Origin of the sequence: Vibrio sp. STUT-A11 (assembly GCF_026000435.1) — a bacterium.
GTDB lineage: Bacteria > Pseudomonadota > Gammaproteobacteria > Enterobacterales > Vibrionaceae > Vibrio.
In genome coordinates this window covers 2,998,593-3,015,779 of sequence record NZ_AP026763.1, presented here as the reverse complement: position 1 = coordinate 3,015,779, position 17,187 = coordinate 2,998,593, and the positions used below count along the sequence as shown (strand labels likewise).

Below are 17,187 nucleotides of genomic sequence, written 5' to 3'. Positions count from 1 at the left end.
GAGCGAGCAGTGAAACCCACTCTAAGCCTGATTGCCCTTGCTGCAATGACAACAACTTCAGCATTCGCTGCTGAAAACACATTAACCATCTACACCTACGACTCATTCGCTGCGGATTGGGGACCGGGTCCTAAAATCGAACAAGCTTTTGAAGCGAAATGCGGCTGTGACGTAAATTTCGTTGCTCTTGATGACGGTGTATCGATTTTGAACCGCCTGCGTCTGGAAGGCAGTAACAGCAAAGCGGATATCGTGTTAGGTCTGGATAACAACCTGATGGCGGAAGCGCAGAAAACAGGTTTGTTGGCTGAGCACCATGTTGATACCTCTAAAACTGTGTTACCAAATGGCTGGAACGATAAAACCTTCGTGCCTTATGACTATGGTTATTTCGCGTTCGTTTACAATAAAGAAAAGTTGGCTAACCCACCAAAAAGCATGAAAGAGCTGGTGGAAGAGCGTGATGATCTTAAAGTGATTTATCAGGACCCTCGTACTTCAACTCCGGGGCAGGGTTTGATGCTGTGGATGAAGTCAATCTATGGCGACAGTGCGACACAAGCGTGGCAGCAGCTGGCAGATAAAACCGTCACGGTGACTAAAGGTTGGTCAGAAGCGTACTCCATGTTCCTCAAGGGTGAATCAGACTTAGTGCTCTCTTACACCACATCACCAGCCTACCACTTGATTGCCGAAGAAGATGCAAAATTTGCCACAGCAGATTTCGCTGAAGGGCATTACATGCAAGTGGAAGTCGCGGCCAAGGTGAAAGACTCAAACAATGCCAAGCTGGCGGACGAGTTCTTGAGTTTTATTCTGAGTGACGAGTTCCAGTCAGCCATGCCAACGGGTAACTGGATGTACCCAGTCACTGACGTTGCCCTTCCAAAAGGCTTTGAAACCTTGAACGTACCAAGTAAGCCGTTGAGCTTTAGCGCCGATGAAGTGGCAAAAATGCGTAAGACTTGGATTCGTGAATGGCAAAGCGCCCTGACTTTCTAAGAGTTCCGTTTGAATACTGTACCCAAATTAGGCATAGGGGTCGCGATAGTCATCGCGGCCTTTGTTCTTTCTGCGCTGAGTGCTTTGGCTGTTCAGGCTCCGTCTCTGGATGTGTCGCTGATTTGGCATGATCCCTATTATCAGCACGTTACTAAGTTCAGCTTCTATCAGGCTTTTCTATCCACGTTGCTTAGTGTGGGTTTGGCGATTCCCGTCGCCCATTCGCTTTCCCGCCGTGAATTTTTCGGTAAGCCATTACTGCTCAAACTGTTCGCTTCCACCTTAGTTCTGCCTGTTTTAGTCGGGGTTTTTGGCTTGCTGGCGATATATGGCAATAGCGGTTTGATTGCCCAATGGTTGCAAACCCTTGATGCCAAGCTGCCATTCTCGATCTATGGTTTGAACGGCATTTTGCTGGCGCATGTGTTCTTTAATCTGCCTTACGCTGCGCGATTATTGTTGCAAACACTGGAGTCGATTCCTGCTGAGCAACATAAGCTATGTGCTCATCTCGGCATGAGCCATTGGGATAAGTTTCGTTGGGTTGAGTGGCCTCGATTAAGACAACAATTGCCACATGTAAGTGGCCTTGTCTTTATGCTGTGCTTTACCAGTTTCGCCACGGTGATGGCACTGGGAGGCGGGCCTAAATCGACCACCATTGAGTTGGCCATTTACCAAGCGATAAAATTTGACTTTGACCTGCAGGCCGGCGCGCTATTAGCACTGTGGCAAATGTTGTTGTGCGGTGTGATCGCGATAGGCGTACAGAAGCTGACAAAGCCAGTGTCTATAAGCTCTGGCAGCACATCGGTACAGCAATACTTAACGAAGGATCATGGGTGGTCAAAAGCTTGGGATAGCTTTTGGATCATGGGTGCCTTTTTACTGGTTATCCCACCACTTGCGATGGTGATTCTGAGCGGCATAAATCAACAGGTTGGCTCGGTATTAAATGACGAACGTTTTTGGTCTGCGCTATTCAACTCTTTAAAAGTAGCAACAATGGCGAGCACTCTTGCAGTGGCTGCTGGCGTTTCCATTTTGCTCACCAGTCGGCGTTTGCGCCTGGAGTATAAAAACTCACGGGCGGATCACATTGAGTTAGTTGGTACCATTATTTTGGTAACGCCGGGTTTGGTGATCAGTACTGGTTTGTTTTTGTTGCTCCGTTCCTTTACTGATGTTTTCAGTCTGGCATTTTTTGTCGTCATACTGGTCAACGGTTTGATGGCGCTGCCGTATGTGATTAAGACGTTAGCGCAGCCGATGCTGCATATCGAACAGCAATATCAATATGTTTGTGCCAGCCTGGGGATGCGAGGCTGGCAGCGATTTAAAGTCGTGGAATGGCGAGCACTACGTAAACCCTTTGCTCACGCTTTCGCAATCAGCTTTATGTTTGCGATAGGGGATTTGAGTGCGATTGCGCTATTTGGCGGACAAGAATTCAGAACCTTGCCGTTGTATTTATTCCAACTACTCGGCAGTTATCAGATGGAAGCGGCAGCGGTGGTTTCGGTCACCTTACTTTTGCTTAGTGTTGGCTGTTTTACTCTGATTGAGAAAGTATTAAAACGAAGGAGAGCACACAATGTTAGTGTTGGATGACGTGCAATACACTTATCAAAGTGAACTGTTTCGTTTTGATTTAACCATCGAGCGCGGTCAGATTGTGTCGTTGATGGGGCCGAGTGGGGCGGGTAAATCGACATTGTTGGCACTGGTTGCTGGCTTTATCCACCCTGACCAAGGGGATATCCAAGTTGATGGCGAATCCATTGTCAGTAAAGAACCTTATCTGCGTCCATTCTCAATGTTGTTTCAGGAGCATAACTTATTTGCCCATTTGTCGGTGCGTGACAACATCAGTTTAGGATTGCATCCGGGCTTAAAGCTCACCGCAGACCAAAAACTTCAGGTTGAGCAAGCTGCGCAGCAGGTTGGTGTTGCAGAGTACCTCGACCGATTGCCAGAGCATCTCTCTGGCGGTCAACGCCAACGTGTTGCGTTAGCCCGTTGTTTTGTCCAGCCTCATCCGGTGTGGCTGTTGGATGAACCATTCTCTGCGCTCGATCCTGTGCTGCGTGAAGAGATGCTGAGCTTAGTGAAACGATTAGCCGCTGAGCGAGGGATTACCGTTCTGATGGTGACTCATCACCTGAGTGATGCAAAAGCCATAGCAAGTCACTTTGCATTTGTTGCGGGTGGAAAAATTGAGGCGGCAGGTGAGATAGGTCAGCTCTGCATGACACATTCAAGTGAGGCTTTACAAGCCTTCGTTCGGGCAGCTGGATAAGCTCTGTTTAGATAGAAAAATAAAAGGTTGATGAGAACATCAACCTTTTTTTATCGCGATTGTTTCGCGAGTCTAGCTTTGTGGCTTCACTACCATCACGTTAACCGGAGAGTATTCCACAACCTTACTCGCGACTGAACCGAGCATCACTTTATTGATTTTCGAACGCTTGTGGCTTGGCATGATGATAAGGTCGATGCCTAAGCGCTTAGCGTGTTCAATGATCGTTGTATAAGGTTTACCTTCGGCCACGTGGATACTGTAGGTGACGTCTTCCTTGATGTTGTCTTTGGCAAATGTCGTCAACTGCTGTTCGACATCTTGCTTCATTTTAAGAGCTGCATCTTTCGGAAAGTAAGTGGCGACCATTGACATATGGATGCCAGGTACAACAGTCAGAAGGTGGACTACCGCATTCGCTTGCTTCGCCTGCCAAACAGCCAGTTCCACCGCTCGGTCTGAGAAGCCTTGATCATTAAGATCTACCGGAACAAGAATTTGTTTATACATTCAGTTTCTCTCACTCAACCCCCGGTTTCCCAGGGGTAAATCGGTTATGCGTTCAGTTGTTCTCTGCGCGCACGACGTTTCTGGTTCATAGCAAGTGCCAGCAGAATCAATAAGCAAGGCACAAACACCCACTCTTTCATTGGACGGTCAGCGTCTTGAACAACGGATTTAATCTCCCAGTCAAAATCGATACCTGAAGATTCAGCAGGACTACCAAACTCCACCATATCAACGATCATTTTCCCGTCGTTTTCGACCAGCATCAGACCCATCGATGAGATGCGCTCTTCTGCGGTTGTTGCATTGTCGTCAAACGGTAGCAGCACGGTTTTCTCAACGTTATCACCTTCTAAGTTCTGTCCGGCGACACGCAGTTCGATGGACTGTCCTACACTCAGTCCTTCGACAATTTGAGCGACTTCAATCCCTGGAGAAAGCACTTTTGCCGGGAACATCATGTCCCACCAGAATCCCGGGCGGAAGAAAGAGAACGTTAATACTAATAATAGGACGGTTTCCCACCACTTGTTGCGAGTAAACCACCAACCTTGAGTGGCTGCGGAAAATATCAGCATCGCAATGATAGAAGATATAATCGTCAGCGCTAAATGCCACCATGTGTCGATACCCATTAATAGCAATTGAGTATTGAAGACGAACATGAATGGCAAAATGGCGGTACGGATATCATAGGTAAAGCCCTGGATACCAGTACGGATCGGATCTGATTTCGCAATCGCTGCAGCAGCAAAGGCGGCTAGACCTACAGGCGGCGTATCGTCGGCCAAGATACCGAAATAGAACACGAAAAGGTGTACGGCAATCAGTGGGATGATAAGCCCATGTGCAGCACCCAGTGTGACAATCACTGGTGCCATCAACGTTGATACGACGATGTAGTTTGCTGTTGTTGGCAGGCCCATCCCCAGAATCAAGCTAATCACTGCGGTGAACAGCAACATCAGGAACACACTACCACCAGAGATGAACTCGACAAAGTCAGTCATAACCAGACCGATACCAGTCAGCGTTACCACGCCTACCACCGTACCAGCGGCAGCCGTCGCCACACCGATACCTATCATGTTACGCGCTCCAGAAACTAAGCTTTCTAAAAGGTCGACAACACCTTCTTTGGCTTGTTTGCCCATATCACCTTGTTTAGATAGCAAGGCAATCAGAGGGCGTTGCGTGAGCAGGATGAAAATCATGAACACGGTTGCCCAGAATGCAGATAAGCCCGGAGAGAAACGCTCTACCGTTAAACACCAAACCAGTACCACGATTGGCAGTAGGAAATGCAGACCAGACTTCACGGTAGGGCCTGGGTCGGGCACTTCGGTCAACTCTTCATCGATATTAATCGCACCATCTTTGGTATGGTTAGCGGATACTTTTACCAGAGCAACATAGGCAATGAGCAGTGCGACCATCACGATGGTTGTCGCGGCTTCACCAAAGACATCTTTCGTCCAGCCCACACCGTAGTAAACCAAGGCACTGATGACACAAAGCCCTAAAATGGTTCCTGTGAACGACAACATGCTGTGTAGCATGGTTGGATTATGACGGCGAGGTAGACCTGTCATGCCCGCTTTACATGCTTCAAGGTGAACGATGTAAATCAATGCAATGTACGAGATAAGTGCTGGTAGTATCGCTGCTTTGATGACTTCAACGTACGAGATCCCGACGTATTCCACCATCAAGAAGGCAGCGGCACCCATAATTGGTGGCGTTAACTGGCCGTTGGTTGATGCCGCTACTTCTACCGCACCAGCTTTGGTGCCCGGGAAACCGACACGTTTCATCAATGGGATAGTAAATGTACCCGTCGTTACCACGTTGGCAATCGAAGAGCCGGACACCAGGCCTGACAGACCTGAAGCCACAACGGCCGCTTTTGCCGGACCACCTCTCATGTGGCCGAGCAGTGAGAAGGCCACCTTAATAAAGTAAGCACCAGCGCCTGCACGCTCTAACATCGCACCAAATAGCACGAATAAGAAGACGAAGGAAGTCGAAACGCCTAAAGCCACCCCAAATACACCTTCAGTTGTCAGCCACAAGTGAGACATCGCTTTATTCAAGCTCGCTCCTTTATGGGCAATGACGTCTGGCATGTATGGACCGGCGAAGGTGTAGGTAAGGAATACGGCTGCGACAAGCATCAGTGGTGGACCAAGTGCGCGTCTTGTGGCTTCCAAAAGAAGGACCATACCGATTACCGCGACGACAATATCGGGCGTGGTTGGCGCACCTGAACGTCCGGCGAGCTCCGTATAAAAGAGATAGATATAAGCCGCTGAAAAACTACCAGCAAGCGCGAGAATCCAGTCGACAATCGGAATATGATCGCGTGGAGAGTGTTTCATTGCTGGGTAGGCGGTGAAAGCCAGAAAGATCGCGAAGGTTAAGTGAATTGCACGAGCTTCAGTGTCATTTAGTACGCCAAAATTAAAAATAAATGGTAATGGTGAAGCATACCATAGCTGAAATAGTGACCAACACAGAGGAACAAACCAGAGAATTCGTCCTTGTATGCCCGATGGGCTACGTGCCCCTGTGTCTGCCTGAGCCACCATATCTTGCACATCTTGTGACGGGCTTTTGTTCGTCGCCATGTACTTTTTCCTTATTATTGATGGTTCTGCCTGTTTTATATATCGAAAGCTCACTTCGCCTATATCAGTGTAGTGAACTGAGCGAAGTTTGCAGTCGAGTATTCCGCTGCCTGAAATTTAAATGAGGCTTGTTGAAGCTCTGAATTGGCGGCGTTAAAGTGTTTTCTTGGCATGAGTGTGAGGTTTTAGAAAAACCAACGAATGTAATCAGATAACGTCCAGATGCAAGGCTACCGTGTTATCAGTAGGGAAAGCATCTTGAGGTTACTGGGGTATTAAACAAAGTATGCTGGTGTAGCAACAGTGACAACCAGCATACTCAATCAGGCAGAAACGGCTTGTATCTGCCTAGATTTGGAATCTGTGGGGGTTATTTTAGCAGTCCCACTTCCTTGTAGTATTTCACTGCGCCCGGATGAAGAGGAATTGAAATACCTGCTTTCACCATGTCTTCTTTTTTCAAGTTGGCAAAGGCTGGATGCAGACGTTTGAATGTGTCGAAGTTTTCGAATACTGCTTTTGCAACATTGTATGCCACTTCATCAGAAACGTCCGTTGAAGTAACCATTGTTGCAGCTACACCAAAGCTCTTCACATCTTGATCAGTACCACGGTACATGCCTGCAGGCACATTGCTGTATGCGTAGTAAGGGTTTGCTGAAACAATCTTGTCGATTTCAGGACCAGTAGCTGGCACTAGCTTTGCGTCACATGATGTGGTTGCTTCTTTGATTGAGCCGTTTGGGTGACCAACCATGTAAATGAAAGCGTCGATTTTGTTGTCACAAAGTGCTTGAGAACGTTCAGAACCTTTAAGCTCTGAAGCTAATTGGAAGCTGTCTAGAGTCCAACCCATTGCGTCCATTACAACACCCATTGTTGCACGGTCACCAGAACCTGGGTTACCGATGTTGACTCGTTTACCTTTCAGGTCTTTAACGTTTTCGATGCCAGAGTCTACTCGAGCGATGATGTTGAAAGGTTCAGTGTGTAGAGAGAACATGGCGCGTAGCTTTTTGTATTCGCCTTGATTCGCGAACTTGCTCGTACCGTTGTAGCCATGGTACTGCCAATCCGACTGTACGATACCAAAGTCCAACTCGTTAGCACGGATAGTATTTACGTTGTAAATTGAACCACCAGTCGACTCAACGGAACAACGAATATTGTGTTCTTTTCGACCTTTGTTTACCAATTTACAGATAGCACCGCCAGTAGGGTAGTAAACACCTGTCACCGAGCCCGTACCGATAGTAATAAACTCTTGAGCGTTAACTGCGCCTGCGCCCATAACGGCTGCAGCGATAGCGCCTACTTTAAGTAGTTTGTTAAATGCCATGAAATTCCCTTCCTTATATTTCATTATTTACCCGGAAATAACCATCAATCACTTCTGGAGTTTCCTGTTTGGAAACGGCATCTTTTCCAATCCAATTGTTTGAAAAAGCGAACAAATCATAACAAAAAATTGGCAGAAAATTATCCGACTGTTAAAAGTTATAGCGAATAAGTCTGAAACAGCGTTAATAATTAGTGATTTAACTGTTATTTTATTCCTTTTATAACAGTAGCTTACGATCGAATGTGAGGAAAGGAAGGAAAAATTAATTGCGTGAGTCAGATCACAAATAATTTGGCTAAAAAACAACCTTAAAACGCAGGGGAAGGAGGATATGGTGAGCTACAAAATAGGATTTATCTTATAGCTCACAATCAGTTAGGTGACTTTAACTTATGATTGTTAGCCCGTGTATTCAAACAGTTCACACACGGATGTGAATAGCTGCTCTGTAGATACTGGCAACGTAGGAGTAATAAAGATGGTGTCATCGCCCGCGACAACTCCCAGGATACCTTCAGATTTACCCAGAGAGTCCAGCATGCGAGCGATAAGTTGTGCTGCGCCTGGACCTGTATGGATAACAACTAACGCTGCATTGTGGTCAATATCCAGTACTAACTCACGCAAAGAACTGCTTGTTGTTGGCACGCCAAGTTCTGCAGGAAGACAGTAAACCATTTCCATTTTCGCATTACGTGTACGAACAGCACCAAACTTAGTCAGCATGCGAGACACTTTAGATTGGTTAATGCTTTCAAAACCTTGCAGTTTTAGAGCATCAACAATCTCGCCTTGTGAGCCAAAGCTTTCTTCCTTTAACAGGGCTTTAAAAGCTCGGACTAGGTTATCTTGTTTTTCAGTATTGCGCATAGTCATTATGATTCTCTTAATTACGGATCAGCAATTTTGCATATTCTCGCATATATATTCAGGCAGTGCCAAAAAGTCCCAAGATAATGTTAGTTACATCACTGTAAATCATAAACAGAATGATGCCCCATTTAATGGGTAATCATACATCTGTTTTATTTCCCGTAATCTATTGTCATTTCAAATGAATAAAAGAATAATCCAACCGTTTGTGTAGCACGAAAATGCGGAGTTGCGCGAGGTCGCAAAGCTGGCGTTAATTGATTGTAATCAAGTTGTGATTCCGATAGCTTTAATGGGTTGGTTAAAAACTACCCTACGAATACATTTATAAAAAATACTCTCAAGGAGAACTACATGAAAGTAGCCGTTATTGGTGCCGCTGGCGGTATCGGTCAAGCCCTTGCCCTTTTACTAAAGAACCGTCTTCCTGCTGGTTCTGATTTAGCCCTATATGATATTGCCCCTGTAACTCCAGGTGTTGCAGCTGATCTTAGCCACATCCCAACTCCTGTATCGATCAAAGGATACGCGGGTGAGGATCCAACACCTGCACTGGAAGGCGCAGATGTAGTTCTAATTTCTGCTGGTGTTGCACGTAAGCCAGGTATGGATCGTGCGGATCTATTTAACGTTAATGCTGGTATCGTTAAGGCACTGGCTGAGAAAATTGCTGTAGTTTGTCCGAAAGCGTGTGTTGGTATTATCACTAACCCTGTGAATACGACTGTGCCAATCGCTGCAGAAGTACTGAAGAAAGCTGGCGTTTATGACAAGCGCAGACTATTCGGTGTAACTACACTTGACGTTATTCGTTCAGAAACTTTCGTTGCTGAGCTGAAAGACAAAGATCCAAGTGATGTTCGTGTACCAGTTATCGGTGGTCACTCAGGCGTAACTATTCTTCCTCTGCTTTCTCAGGTAGAAGGCGTTGAGTTTACGGCTGAAGAAGTTGAAGCTCTAACCAAGCGTATCCAGAACGCAGGTACTGAAGTCGTTGAAGCGAAAGCAGGTGGCGGTAGTGCGACTCTATCTATGGGTCAAGCAGCGTGTCGCTTTGGTCTGTCTCTAGTACGTGCTCTTCAGGGTGAAGAAGGCGTGGTTGAGTGTGCTTACGTTGAAGGTGACGGTGAGCACGCACCATACTTTGCTCAGCCAGTGAAGCTAGGTAAAGAAGGTGTTGAGGAAGTACTAAGCTACGGTGCACTAAGCGACTACGAAAAGTCTGCTCTAGACAACATGCTAGAAACGCTAAATGGTGATATCAACATCGGTGTTGAGTTCGCTAAGTAAGTTTAAGCGTTTATACGTTTATAAAAAGCCGATCTTAGGGTCGGCTTTTTTGATCCCTTTATTCTGTCTGACGTATAAGAGGCTAAACCAACAATGTCAATCAGGAGTAGGGTATGGAAGCAAGTCGAATCCGCAAAGGCATGGTTGTAGAGTGCCAACAAGGTGTCGGTACTATTCTTGTTGTTGATCGTGAAGCCGAAACAGTGCTGTTGGCTAAACAGGGAAGCGATCAGCAAATTGCCGTCACGTTTGACGAGATAGAAGATGACCCGCAGCTACACGGAGGAAGCGAACGCTACTATTAATTGAGCAAACCGTCGCTGGAATAAAGAATAAGGAAGAGTGGACTGTGGTGCTCTTCCTTTTTCTTTTCAGCCTTAAACCACCAACTTTAGTCGGTGGTTATAATTTATCGCCTTGCTGGTCCAGTTAGCTAATGCTATCGCGTGCGTTTTACCGCCACGTGAGCCAGAGTAATAAGTGCTTCTTTATACTCAGACTCAGGCAGTACCGACAGCTCTGCTATCGCCTTATCAGCTTCGTCGAGGGCTTTTTGAGTCGTGTATTCCAGTGAGCCCGTTTGTTTCATAACCGCAAGGATCTCTTCAAGACGATCCATTCCGTTGGCTTTCTCGATCGCTTCACGGATCATCTGAGCATTTTCAGGGGTTGTGTTGCGCATTGCATGAAGTAGAGGAAGGGTCGGTTTACCTTCTGCTAAATCATCGCCAACATTTTTACCCATGTCTTCACCATCAGAGGTGTAATCCATGACGTCGTCAATCAGTTGGAATGCGGTACCTAAGTACTTACCGTAATTCTGTAGTGCAATTTCAACATGCTCCGGTGCATCAGTCAGGATGGCGCCAATTTGTGTCGCAGACTCAAACAGGCGTGCCGTCTTAGAGTAGATGACTTGCATGTAGCTTTCTTCTGTCGTGTCAGGATCGTTGCAGTTCATTAACTGCTGAACTTCACCTTCGGCGATCACGTTTACGGCGTTACTCATTAACTGAAGGATCTTCATCGATCCTAGCTCAGTCATCATCTGAAATGAGCGAGTGTAGATAAAATCCCCAACTAATACGCTTGCTGCGTTGCCAAAGGCAGCATTTGCGGTCGCTTTACCACGGCGCATATCTGACTCGTCTACCACATCATCGTGCAACAGAGTGGCTGTATGGATGAACTCAATAAACGCAGCTGCCATCGTATGACCGCTGCCTTGATATCCAAGAGCACGGGCTGACAAGATCGCCAATAGCGGTCTTAGGCGTTTGCCTCCACCACTGACGATATAAAAACCGAGCTGGTTGATTAAAGAGACATCAGAATTTAATTGGGCTTGAATTGTTTCATTCACTTTTGCCATGTCATTGGCAGTAAGCGCTTGGATAGTTTTAAAATCCATTGTATATCCGGCTGAAGTTAGACCCTGCAAGGCTTATTCGATTTATATAATTGTCGAATAATACACTAAAAAACGTTGATTAATACATTACTAAAGGGCATGATTGCCGCACTTTTCTTTGGCGATTAGCTTTTCGCCAATTTTTTCAAAATATGGCTTGTCATGGGGACTCCTATTCTGTAGAATCTGCGCCCTATTGATGATTAGTTTAGCGCACACCCTCACGAAAGGCTGTGCGGAAAAAGCGGAGTAAAATATGTACGCTGTTTTCCAATCTGGTGGTAAACAACACCGTGTAAGCGAAGGTCAAACTCTTCGTTTAGAGAAATTAGACGTTGAAACTGGTGCAACTGTAGAATTTGATAAAGTTCTTCTTGTTGCTAACGGCGAAGACATCAAAGTTGGTGCTCCTCTTGTAGAGGGCGGCAAAATTGTTGCTGAAGTTGTACAACACGGTCGTGGCGATAAAGTTAAAATCGTTAAGTTCCGTCGTCGTAAGCACTCTCGTAAGCAACAGGGTCACCGTCAGTGGTTCACTGAAGTGAAGATCACTGGTATCAACGCTTAATCTATTAGGAGAGTTTAACAATGGCACACAAAAAAGCTGGTGGTTCTACTCGTAACGGCCGCGATTCAGAAAGCAAACGTCTAGGTGTTAAGCGTTTCGGTGGTGAATCTGTTCTTGCAGGTAACATCATCGTGCGTCAACGTGGTACTAAGTTCCACGCTGGTAACAACGTAGGTATCGGTAAAGACCACACTCTATTCGCTCTTACTGAAGGTAAAGTGAAGTTCGAAGTGAAAGGTCCTAAGAACCGTAAGTTTGTTAGCATCGAAGCTGAGTAATTAGTTTTTAACTCAATTACTTAATAGCTTTAAGCTGAATTCAAAAGCCCTGCCGAATCGGCGGGGTTTTTTATTTATAGGCAGTCGACATATCGAAACTTCTCGGTTGATCCAAAGCGATTCGAATCAGGGAGTTTAGATCTGTCATCTGCTAAAATTGTCGGATGACAAAGTAGATTTAATCCACGCACGAAGTAGTCGGAGTAAAAGATGAAGTTCGTAGATGAAGCTGTAGTAAAAGTTCAGGCAGGCGACGGCGGTAGCGGCGTTGTTAGTTTCTGGCGTGAAAAATTCATCACTAAAGGTGGTCCTGATGGCGGTGATGGTGGTGACGGCGGCGATGTTTATATCCAAGCTGACGAAAACCTAAACACCCTAATCGATTACCGTTTCCAACGCTTTTACGAAGCAGAGCGTGGAGAAAATGGCCGCGGTGGTAACTGTACTGGTAAGCGTGGTAAAGATATTGTGATGCGTGTGCCGGTTGGTACTCGTGCTGTTGATATCCACACTAACGAAATCGTTGCGGAAGTTGCTGAACACGGCAAAAAAGTAATGGTAGCTAAAGGTGGTTGGCACGGTCTGGGCAACACGCGCTTTAAGTCTTCGGTAAACCGCGCTCCTCGTCAGAGAACGTTGGGTACTAAAGGTGAAGTTCGTGAAATTCGTCTAGAGCTATTACTGCTTGCTGACGTTGGTATGCTTGGCTTGCCAAACGCGGGTAAATCAACCTTTATTCGTGCTGTATCTGCTGCAAAACCAAAAGTGGCGGATTACCCATTTACGACGCTTATCCCAAGCTTAGGTGTGGTTAGTGTTGTACCTGAGAAAAGCTTTGTCGTTGCGGATATCCCTGGTCTGATTGAAGGCGCTGCGGATGGTGCAGGTTTAGGTATTCGATTCCTGAAACACCTAGAACGTTGCCGCGTTTTACTGCACATGATCGACATTATGCCGATTGATCAGTCTGATCCAGTGCAAAATGCACTAACGATCATTGATGAGTTAGAGCAGTACAGTGAAAAGCTAGCCGATAAACCTCGTTGGTTGGTGTTCAACAAAGTTGATCTAATGCCAGAAGAAGAAGCGAATGAAAAGATCCAAGAGATCTTGGATGCGCTAGGTTGGGAAGACGAGTACTTTAAGATCTCGGCAATCAACCGTTCTGGAACCAAAGAGCTTTGTTACAAGCTAGCTGACTTTATGGAAAACCTACCTCGTGAAGAGGAAGAAGTTGCTGAAGAAGATAAAGTTAACTTCATGTGGGATGACTACCATAAAGACGCGATGGCTGGTAAAGACGTTATTACTGAAGATGATGACGACGACTGGGATGATTGGGACGATGAAGAAGATGACGGTCACGTTGTCTACGTTCGTGACTAATTTCATCACCCGGTTTTTATCATCCGGTAAATAGTTACCAAGAAAATTTAATTAAGCCGCAATGCCTATTGCGGCTTTTTTTGTATCTAATCATATTTAGATGATGTGATTTACGGCACAATAATACTAATGCCAGCTTCATTGATTAAAAATTGGCTGGGATTAGTATCATTTGGACCCTAAAAGGATTTAGACGTATCTATGGCATTGGAAACTATACCGACCACAAAGGTATCGGTATCAAATCAAAGGGCGATTTCTCGCCTTGTCGCTCAAGCCGGACAGATGTTGCTCGCTCATGGCGCTGAAAGTACCTTAGTGAGCGATATTATGCGCCGTATTGGCCTTGCTTGTGGTGTTCATGAAGTCGCGGTAGCACTCTCTGCAAATGCGCTTGTCGTCACCACGCTGATGGATGGCCATTGTATTACCACTACACGAAGTTGTGCCGATCGTGGTATCAATATGCGAGTTATCACACAAATTCAGCGTATTTGTATCATGATGGAGCGAGGGTTACTCGATTCAGCCATGGCGCAGAAAAAGCTTAATCATATCAGCCCTGAGCGCTATAACCGTTGGTTGGTGGTCTTTATGATCGGACTATCTTGTGCGGCATTTAGTCATTTAGCGGGAGGGGATATAAGCATATTTTTTATGACTTTCTTAGCCTCAGCGGTCGGCATGATTGTTCGCCAGGAAATTGGCCACCGTCATTTCAATCCTTTACTCAATTTTGCCGCTACGGCATTTGTGACTACCTTAATTTCTGCGCAGGCGGAAATCTATCAGATTGGTAACTTGCCTACGGTCGCGATGGCATCGTCAGTGTTGATGCTAGTACCGGGCTTCCCATTGATTAACTCGGTAGCCGACATGCTCAAAGGTCATATCAATATGGGGATTGCCCGCTTTGTGATGGCGAGTTTATTAACGCTGGCGACCTGCTTAGGCATCGTTGCGGCGATGAGTGTGACTGGAATTTGGGGATGGAGCATCAGATGAGTATTGTCGATTTACTGCTTGGTCTGTTAAACGATATGTTTTTTGCCGCTATACCTGCTGTGGGGTTTGCATTGGTGTTCAACGTGCCACATAAAGCATTAATCTACTGTGCCGTAGGCGGCGCGATTGGTCATGGTAGTCGTTATGTAATGATGCAGTTCGGGATTCCTATTGAGTGGGCAACCTTCTTCGCTGCGACCTTAGTTGGGATGATTGGTGTGTACTGGTCTCGTCGCTTTTTGGCCCACCCGAAAGTATTCACCGTTGCTGCTCTGATCCCTATGGTTCCCGGCGTGTTTGCCTACAAAGCCATGATTGCGATGGTAGAGATAAACCATTTAGGTTACTCACCTGAACTACTTGCGACGTGCATGGAAAATTTTCTTAAAGCCATGTTTATTATTGCAGGTTTAGCCATTGGCCTTGCTGTTCCGGGGCTGTTATTCTATCGCCGCAGACCGATAGTATAAGGACCCGACATGATCATTAGTATGATTGCCGCGATGGCAGACAATCGTATCATTGGTAAAGACAATCAAATGCCATGGCACTTACCGGCTGACTTCGTATGGTTTAAGCGTTGCACCATGGGCAAGCCTGTCGTCATGGGACGCAAAACGTATGAGTCTATCGGACGTCCATTGCCTGGTCGTCTTAATATCGTTATCAGTCGTGATGAATCTCTAAGTATCGAAGGGGTGACGACAGTGACTTCCATTGAACAAGCATTAGAGGTTGCGGGTGATGTGGAAGAAGTGATGATCATTGGTGGTGGGGCTATTTACTCAGCCTGTCTACCACTCGCGACGAAGTTGTATGTGACACATATTGAGGCAGCTATCGAAGGTGATACGCAGTTCCCTGATTGGGGGAATGAGTTTAAAGAAACTTATTCAGAAGCGTATCAAGCGGATGAGAAAAACGCCTACAACATGCGCTTTACGATTCTGGAAAATAATTCGAGACCAAAACAGCATTGTTAATACGGTAATGCCGTTCGTATAACAGCGACGAGCGGCTATACCAGCCTACCGTCATCGAAAAGCGACGAAGGAGCGTAATTCAGGATCTTCTATTCGAGCACTTTGTTGTCAAAGAGCTTTCTATCTATTCCCAGCACGCTGATATTAGATTCCTAGTCTCGCTAGGGCTCGCTGGAATGACCCTAGAAGAGTCGTTAAGTAACTGATATCTAACTGATCAGGGAACAGGGTTCGATAAACAAACTCTCTTTGCCATGGATGGCAAATCGAAGCCCCATGGATGGGTTGATGCGTGTTTGTGTTCGATTCCTGTTTTCTGGTTCTCTATAATTAAGTATGACCACTTTCTTACTTAGGTTGGTATCAGAGCTTAACTTAATGCCTGTTGGGTAAAAATTTGTTTATCTTCCCAGCGAATCATCGTCAGTTCTCCACCCCAAACACAGCCCGTATCCAGACCAATCACTTCTTCATCGATATGGCCTTGTAATGCCGCCCAATGTCCGAATAGGACCGTCTTGCCTAGCTCCACTCTCTGTGGAAGATCAAACCAAGGAATTAACTCTTCATCTGTCACTTGTTGTGGCGGAAGTTTGCAATCCATGTCCAGGCGTCCATCCGGAAAACAAAAGCGCATACGCGTAAATGCATTGATGGTATAGCGATAGCGATCTAACCCTGTCAGAGAATCATCCCAGTAATCTGGTTTGTTGCTGTACATATTGTGCAGTAGCCACGATAGGTGATCGCTTTGCAGGATGTTTTCTACTTCGCGGGCACATTGGCGGGCTGTTGCCAAATTCCACTGTGGTGAAATTCCAGCATGGCACATAACGAAGTCATCATGTTCTGCAAGAAGCGGTTGCTTAGCGAGCCATTGCAATAACGCTTTACTGTCAGGAGCGGCGAAAATTGGGGCGGTCTTATCTTTATCTTTTACTTTTTTAACGCCATGAGCGACGGCAAGTAAATGTAGATCGTGATTGCCAAGTACCACTTTGGCACTGTCACCTAATGACTTAACCAAGCGTAAGGTTTCTAACGATTTAGGCCCTCTGGCGACGAGGTCACCGGCAAGCCAGAGTTGATCATTTTTGGCAGAAAAAGATACTTGTTCTAATAGTCGCTGCAGTTCTTCAAAACAGCCTTGGATATCACCAACAATATAGGTAGCCACTGACTCTCCAATCTTATTAATTTAAAACATTCGGAATGGCAAGACGGAATGGTTCTATTTCAGCGATGAACTCCTGTCCTTGTTCGTCGAGCATCTTATAGTGCCCTTGCATAACACCAACGGGTGTTTCTAACGCAGTGCCACTGCTGTAGGTGTATTCATCATTACTTGGAATAAATGGCTGCTGCCCAACCACACCATCTCCCTCAACCGTCATCTGCTTTCCGTTAGAGTCGGTGATCAACCAACGACGGCTAATCAGTTGTACGGTTTGCTGGCTTAGATTTTTAATCGTGATGGTGTAGGCAAAAACGTAGCGTTGTAGCTCGGGATTAGACTGTTCTTCGATGTATTTGGTGTGAACTTGAATTTTGATGCAGGGTTGAATGACGTCCATGTACACTCCTTAAGAAACTTAGCAATAAGCCAAACCGGCAAG

The 17,187-nt window shown here is 46.0% G+C and carries 18 protein-coding genes; 11 read left to right on the top strand and 7 right to left on the bottom strand.

What is annotated here, in order from left to right:
• Nucleotides 1-9: 9 nt before the first annotated feature.
• From thiB to thiQ, 3 genes are read left to right on the top strand one after another with little or no spacing between them, the layout of a single operon-like run.
• Nucleotides 10-1,002 (top strand): thiamine ABC transporter substrate binding subunit, encoded by a 993-nt coding sequence (gene thiB, locus OO774_RS14015; RefSeq protein ID WP_264903236.1) that lies wholly within the window; start codon nt 10-12, stop codon nt 1,000-1,002.
• A gap of 9 nt (nt 1,003-1,011) precedes the next feature.
• Complete coding sequence (gene thiP / locus OO774_RS14010; RefSeq protein ID WP_264903235.1) at nt 1,012-2,613, top strand: thiamine/thiamine pyrophosphate ABC transporter permease ThiP; 1,602 nt, start codon at nt 1,012-1,014, stop codon at nt 2,611-2,613.
• Nucleotides 2,597-3,301: a thiamine ABC transporter ATP-binding protein gene (gene thiQ / locus OO774_RS14005; protein WP_264903234.1), complete on the top strand. Its 705-nt coding sequence runs from the start codon at nt 2,597-2,599 to the stop codon at nt 3,299-3,301. The genes thiP and thiQ overlap by 17 nt, the downstream gene beginning before the upstream one ends.
• 72 nt (nt 3,302-3,373) lie before the next feature.
• Here the strand turns inward: thiQ and OO774_RS14000 are convergent, their stop codons facing one another.
• The 4 genes from OO774_RS14000 to argR all read right to left on the bottom strand — a co-directional run bounded on the left by OO774_RS14000 (nt 3,374) and on the right by argR (nt 8,647).
• Nucleotides 3,374-3,811 (bottom strand): universal stress protein, encoded by a 438-nt coding sequence (locus OO774_RS14000; protein ID WP_264903233.1) that lies wholly within the window; start codon nt 3,809-3,811, stop codon nt 3,374-3,376.
• Nucleotides 3,812-3,855: 44 nt separating this feature from the next.
• Entirely contained in the window at nt 3,856-6,435 is a 2,580-nt protein-coding gene (locus tag OO774_RS13995) for a TRAP transporter permease (RefSeq protein WP_264903232.1), read from the bottom strand.
• A gap of 370 nt (nt 6,436-6,805) precedes the next feature.
• Nucleotides 6,806-7,774, bottom strand: coding sequence for a TAXI family TRAP transporter solute-binding subunit (locus OO774_RS13990; RefSeq protein WP_264903231.1), 969 nt, complete (start codon nt 7,772-7,774; stop codon nt 6,806-6,808).
• Nucleotides 7,775-8,176: 402 nt separating this feature from the next.
• Entirely contained in the window at nt 8,177-8,647 is a 471-nt protein-coding gene (gene argR, locus OO774_RS13985; RefSeq protein WP_264906117.1) for a transcriptional regulator ArgR, read from the bottom strand.
• A 357-nt stretch (nt 8,648-9,004) separates the two neighbouring features.
• On the opposite strand from argR, the gene mdh reads away from it, so the two are divergent.
• Entirely contained in the window at nt 9,005-9,940 is a 936-nt protein-coding gene (gene mdh, locus OO774_RS13980; RefSeq protein WP_014230708.1) for a malate dehydrogenase, read from the top strand.
• Nucleotides 9,941-10,053: 113 nt separating this feature from the next.
• Nucleotides 10,054-10,245 carry a hypothetical protein gene (locus OO774_RS13975; protein ID WP_264903230.1) on the top strand — a complete coding sequence of 64 codons (192 nt, stop codon included), beginning with the start codon at nt 10,054-10,056 and terminating at the stop codon, nt 10,243-10,245.
• 134 nt (nt 10,246-10,379) lie between these two features.
• On the opposite strand, the gene ispB is transcribed toward OO774_RS13975, so the two are convergent.
• A complete protein-coding gene (gene ispB / locus OO774_RS13970; RefSeq protein WP_264903229.1) occupies nt 10,380-11,351 on the bottom strand; it encodes an octaprenyl diphosphate synthase in 972 nt (323 codons plus the stop codon).
• A 256-nt stretch (nt 11,352-11,607) separates the two neighbouring features.
• On the opposite strand from ispB, the gene rplU reads away from it, so the two are divergent.
• The 6 genes from rplU (at nt 11,608) to folA (ending at nt 15,571) form a co-directional block, all read left to right on the top strand.
• Nucleotides 11,608-11,919 carry a 50S ribosomal protein L21 gene (rplU, locus tag OO774_RS13965; RefSeq protein ID WP_005383096.1) on the top strand — a complete coding sequence of 104 codons (312 nt, stop codon included), beginning with the start codon at nt 11,608-11,610 and terminating at the stop codon, nt 11,917-11,919.
• Nucleotides 11,920-11,939: 20 nt separating this feature from the next.
• Nucleotides 11,940-12,197, top strand: coding sequence for a 50S ribosomal protein L27 (gene rpmA, locus OO774_RS13960; protein ID WP_005383095.1), 258 nt, complete (start codon nt 11,940-11,942; stop codon nt 12,195-12,197).
• Nucleotides 12,198-12,407: 210 nt separating this feature from the next.
• Nucleotides 12,408-13,583: an Obg family GTPase CgtA gene (gene cgtA, locus OO774_RS13955; protein WP_264903228.1), complete on the top strand. Its 1,176-nt coding sequence runs from the start codon at nt 12,408-12,410 to the stop codon at nt 13,581-13,583.
• A 201-nt stretch (nt 13,584-13,784) separates the two neighbouring features.
• Nucleotides 13,785-14,588, top strand: coding sequence for a threonine/serine exporter family protein (locus OO774_RS13950; RefSeq protein WP_264903227.1), 804 nt, complete (start codon nt 13,785-13,787; stop codon nt 14,586-14,588).
• Nucleotides 14,585-15,058: a threonine/serine exporter family protein gene (locus OO774_RS13945; protein WP_264903226.1), complete on the top strand. Its 474-nt coding sequence runs from the start codon at nt 14,585-14,587 to the stop codon at nt 15,056-15,058. The genes OO774_RS13950 and OO774_RS13945 overlap by 4 nt, the downstream gene beginning before the upstream one ends.
• A 9-nt stretch (nt 15,059-15,067) precedes the next feature.
• Nucleotides 15,068-15,571 (top strand): type 3 dihydrofolate reductase, encoded by a 504-nt coding sequence (gene folA / locus OO774_RS13940; protein ID WP_264903225.1) that lies wholly within the window; start codon nt 15,068-15,070, stop codon nt 15,569-15,571.
• 370 nt (nt 15,572-15,941) lie between these two features.
• On the opposite strand, the gene OO774_RS13935 is transcribed toward folA, so the two are convergent.
• Nucleotides 15,942-16,748, bottom strand: a complete 807-nt coding sequence (locus OO774_RS13935) for a symmetrical bis(5'-nucleosyl)-tetraphosphatase (RefSeq protein ID WP_264903224.1) — start codon at nt 16,746-16,748, stop codon at nt 15,942-15,944.
• 16 nt (nt 16,749-16,764) lie between these two features.
• Nucleotides 16,765-17,145, bottom strand: a complete 381-nt coding sequence (apaG, locus tag OO774_RS13930; protein WP_264903223.1) for a Co2+/Mg2+ efflux protein ApaG — start codon at nt 17,143-17,145, stop codon at nt 16,765-16,767.
• Nucleotides 17,146-17,187 lie beyond the last annotated feature (42 nt).

Coding starts and splice junctions, on each gene's coding strand:
- thiQ (WP_264903234.1), top strand. CDS start 2,597: ATGTTAGTGTTGGATGACGTGCAATACACTTATCAAAGTGAACTGTTT.
- OO774_RS14000 (WP_264903233.1), bottom strand. CDS start 3,811: ATGTATAAACAAATTCTTGTTCCGGTAGATCTTAATGATCAAGGCTTC.
- OO774_RS13995 (WP_264903232.1), bottom strand. CDS start 6,435: ATGGCGACGAACAAAAGCCCGTCACAAGATGTGCAAGATATGGTGGCT.
- OO774_RS13990 (WP_264903231.1), bottom strand. CDS start 7,774: ATGGCATTTAACAAACTACTTAAAGTAGGCGCTATCGCTGCAGCCGTT.
- argR (WP_264906117.1), bottom strand. CDS start 8,647: ATGCGCAATACTGAAAAACAAGATAACCTAGTCCGAGCTTTTAAAGCC.
- mdh (WP_014230708.1), top strand. CDS start 9,005: ATGAAAGTAGCCGTTATTGGTGCCGCTGGCGGTATCGGTCAAGCCCTT.
- OO774_RS13975 (WP_264903230.1), top strand. CDS start 10,054: ATGGAAGCAAGTCGAATCCGCAAAGGCATGGTTGTAGAGTGCCAACAA.
- ispB (WP_264903229.1), bottom strand. CDS start 11,351: ATGGATTTTAAAACTATCCAAGCGCTTACTGCCAATGACATGGCAAAA.
- rplU (WP_005383096.1), top strand. CDS start 11,608: ATGTACGCTGTTTTCCAATCTGGTGGTAAACAACACCGTGTAAGCGAA.
- rpmA (WP_005383095.1), top strand. CDS start 11,940: ATGGCACACAAAAAAGCTGGTGGTTCTACTCGTAACGGCCGCGATTCA.
- cgtA (WP_264903228.1), top strand. CDS start 12,408: ATGAAGTTCGTAGATGAAGCTGTAGTAAAAGTTCAGGCAGGCGACGGC.
- OO774_RS13950 (WP_264903227.1), top strand. CDS start 13,785: ATGGCATTGGAAACTATACCGACCACAAAGGTATCGGTATCAAATCAA.
- OO774_RS13945 (WP_264903226.1), top strand. CDS start 14,585: ATGAGTATTGTCGATTTACTGCTTGGTCTGTTAAACGATATGTTTTTT.
- folA (WP_264903225.1), top strand. CDS start 15,068: ATGATCATTAGTATGATTGCCGCGATGGCAGACAATCGTATCATTGGT.
- apaG (WP_264903223.1), bottom strand. CDS start 17,145: ATGGACGTCATTCAACCCTGCATCAAAATTCAAGTTCACACCAAATAC.